The following is a 3,307-nucleotide window of genomic DNA, read 5'->3' as shown; positions in this document are numbered from 1 at the left end:
CCGCGAACCGCGATGCCTCGGCCGGGGCGAGCCGCCCCGCCGGCCGCACGGCGACCACGGGGATCACGTCGGCGAGCGCCGCGGCGACCGTCAGCCACTGCCGGCCGGGATCGGGCACGAGCACGAGTCGCTCGAGGTCGATGCCGAACCGCGCCGCCGCCTCGACGCCGAACTCGGGGATGCCGGAGACCGCGACCCAGCGGCCGCTCCGCGACGGCCCGGCGAGTGCGGCCATGAGCAGCGTGATCGACCCCTCGACCTGCACGACCGCGCCCTCGCGCAGCGCGCCGCCCGGGAGCACGCTCGCGAGCGCAGGATGGGTGGGAACGGCGCGCGCGTCGAGCCTCGTGGCCTGCATGCCGCGGATGCGCGCCTGCAGTTCCTCGACCCGCTCGAGCCGTGCGGCGGGCGCCGGCTCGGAGGCGATCGCGCCGTCGGGCGCGGGTCGGGGAGCGATCATCGTCACCCCTCAATGTTCGAACACATGTTCGAATGAGGCAAGTCGCGGATGCCACCCGTCCACGCCCCCGAGCGGGGGTGGTCGGCGGCGGGGCGGCACGCCGGATCCTTCGGGAGGATGTTCCGGCAGCTCGCCGGCGTGTCCCGGCGCGACGCGCCGCGCGGCCCGCGGAACTTCCTCCCGTTCGCGGCGCGACCGTCGAGAGCGTGAGCTTAAACGCGAGAAGGCCGGATCCGAAGATCCGGCCTTCTCGACAACGCGTGCGCGAGGGGGGACTTGAACCCCCACGCCCGTTAGGGCACTAGCACCTCAAGCTAGCGCGTCTGCCATTTCCGCCACCCGCGCGTTGTCCTGGCCTCCGATCGCTCAGCGGCCGTAGAAGACATTAGCACGGTTTGCGAGGGCCTCAGACCACTCGGCGGCGGGCGGCGACCGCGCGTGGAGGTCGAGGCGGGTCGGACGCGGAACGCCGGATTTCCGAGGCATCCGTCGCCGCTCGCGATGCCGAGCCTCGCGATAGCGTGGACCGCATGGCCGAGACGCTCCCGAGGACCACCGAGCCCCAGCCCGAGCTCGAAGAGACCGCGATCATCGCGCGCGACCTCATCCGGTTCGACACCACGAACCACGGCGAGGGCCGTTCGAACGGCGAGCGCGAGGCCGCCGAGTACGTCGAGGCGCACCTGCGCACGATGGGCCTCGACCCGGTCGTGCACGAGTCCGCGCCGCGTCGCGCCAACGTCGTCGCGCGCGTGCCGGGCGCGAACCCCGACAAGCCCGCGCTCGTCCTCCACGGCCACCTCGACGTGGTGCCCGCCGATCCCCGGAACTGGAGCGTCGACCCGTTCGCCGGCGAGGTCCGCGACGGCATGCTGTGGGGCCGTGGCGCCGTGGACATGAAGGACATGGACGCCATGATCCTCACCGCGGTCGGCGACATCCTCGCCGAGGGGCGCCTGCCCGAGCGGGAGCTGGTCCTGGGCTTCTTCGCCGACGAGGAGGCCGGGGGACTGTACGGCGCGAGCTGGCTCGTGGACGAGCACCCCGAGCTCTTCGCCGGCGCGACCGAGGCGATCAGCGAGGTCGGCGGGTACTCGATCACGGTCGGCGGAAAGCGCGCGTACCTCCTGCAGACCGGCGAGAAGTCGCTCGTGTGGGTGCGGCTCGTCGCGCACGGCACGGCCGCGCACGGCTCGAGGCTCGTCCGCGACAACGCGGTCACGAAGCTCGCCGAGGCGATCGCGCGCATCGGCCGACGCGAATGGCCCATCCGGCTGACGGGCACGACCCGCGAGCTGCTCGCGGCGATCGCCGGCGCACTGGGCGTCGACCCCGAGCAGGTCTCGCCCGACGAATTGGCGCTCGCGACGGGATCGGCCTCGGGGTTCATCACGGCGACGCTCCGCACGACGTCGAACCCGACGCTGCTGCAGGCCGGCTACAAGCACAACGTCATCCCCGACCGGGCCGAGGCGCTCGTCGACATCCGCACGCTGCCGGGGGAGGAGGACGCGGTCCTCGCCGAGCTCGGCGACCTCCTCGGGCCCGACGTCGAGCTCGAGATCGTGCACCGCGACGTCGGCCTCGAGGCGCCGACCCACGGGCCGCTCGTCGACGCGGTCACGCACGCCCTGCACGCGCACGACCCCGAGGCGGCCGTCTTCCCCTACCTGCTCAGCGGCGGCACCGACAACAAGGCGCTATCGCGCCTCGGCGTCTCGGGCTACGGCTTCGCGCCGCTCCGGCTGCCGGACGGCCTCGACTTCCCTGCGATGTTCCACGGCGTGGACGAGCGCGTGCCGCTCGACGCACTAGTCTTCGGTAGGCAGGTCCTGAAGGACCTCCTCCTGGCGTACTGACGCCCACCCGTTCGACGACCACGACGGTCCCGTGCCCTTCGCGCGTCGAGGGGCGGAAGGCGATGCCCCCTTGTTCGAAGCCCTGATCCTCGGCCTCGTGCAGGGACTCACCGAGTTCCTGCCGATCTCCTCGAGCGCGCACCTGCGCATCCTCGGCGAGTTCCTGCCCAATGCGGCGGACCCGGGGGCGGCCTTCACCGCGATCACGCAGCTCGGCACCGAGGCCGCCGTCGTCGTGTTCTTCTGGCGCGACATCGTGCGGATCGTCCGCCAGTGGTTCGGCGCGCTGTTCGGCCGCGTCCCGCGCAACGACCCGGATGCGCGGATGGGCTGGCTGATCATCATCGGCTCGATCCCGATCGTCGTGCTCGGCCTGCTGTTCCAGGACCAGATCGAGACGGTCTTCCGCTCGCTGTACGTCGTCGCGACGATGCTCATCGTCTTCGGCATCGTCCTCGGCCTGGCCGACTGGGCCGGCGCGAAGCGTCGCAAGCTCGACGACCTCACCTACCCGCACGGCGTCTTCTTCGGGCTCGCCCAGTCGCTCGCGCTCATCCCGGGCGTCTCGCGCTCGGGGGGAACGATCACGATGGGCCTCCTGCTCGGCTACGAGCGAGCGGCCGCGGCGCGCTACGCGTTCCTCCTCGCGATCCCGGCGGTGTTCGGCTCGGGCTTCTACCAGCTCTTCAAGAGCTGGGGCGAGCCGGCCGTGTACGGCCCGCTCGAGACGGCCGCCGCGACCGTCGTGGCGTTCGTGGTCGCGATCCTGGTGATCGCGTTCTTCATGAAGTGGATCTCGCGGCACAGCTTCCTGCCGTTCGTGATCTACCGCATCGCGCTCGGCGCGACGGTGTTCGTGCTGCTCGGCACGGGCGTCCTCGAGCCGCTCTGATCGGCGCGCGGCAGGGGAACGCGGGCGCGACCGCCGCGACCCCGCCGGCCCGGGCGGTCGATCAGGCGGGCGGATGCCGCGTCAGGCGCCGTCCCG

General features: G+C 72.3%; 2 protein-coding genes, 1 tRNA gene and 1 pseudogene. 2 read left to right on the top strand and 2 right to left on the bottom strand.

What is annotated here, in order from left to right:
• Together ESO86_RS14095 and ESO86_RS14090 are read right to left on the bottom strand one after the other, a co-directional pair.
• Positions 1 to 460: pseudogene (locus ESO86_RS14095) on the bottom strand (hypothetical protein); the annotation flags it as partial.
• A 261-nt stretch (positions 461 to 721) separates the two neighbouring features.
• Positions 722 to 805, bottom strand: a tRNA-Leu gene (locus tag ESO86_RS14090).
• A gap of 185 nt (positions 806 to 990) precedes the next feature.
• Here ESO86_RS14090 and ESO86_RS14085 point away from each other — a divergent pair.
• Positions 991 to 2,319, top strand: a complete 1,329-nt coding sequence (locus tag ESO86_RS14085) for a M20/M25/M40 family metallo-hydrolase (protein ID WP_129235569.1) — start codon at positions 991 to 993, stop codon at positions 2,317 to 2,319.
• A gap of 70 nt (positions 2,320 to 2,389) precedes the next feature.
• A complete protein-coding gene (locus tag ESO86_RS14080) occupies positions 2,390 to 3,211 on the top strand; it encodes an undecaprenyl-diphosphate phosphatase (protein WP_129235568.1) in 822 nt (273 codons plus the stop codon).
• Positions 3,212 to 3,307: the final 96 nt, after the last annotated feature.

The sequence above is a fragment of the Agromyces binzhouensis genome (assembly GCF_004135055.1).
In the GTDB taxonomy this organism is placed as follows: domain Bacteria; phylum Actinomycetota; class Actinomycetes; order Actinomycetales; family Microbacteriaceae; genus Agromyces; species Agromyces binzhouensis.
Note: the sequence above shows the minus strand (reverse complement) of the source record. Positions and strands in the feature narration are given on the sequence as shown.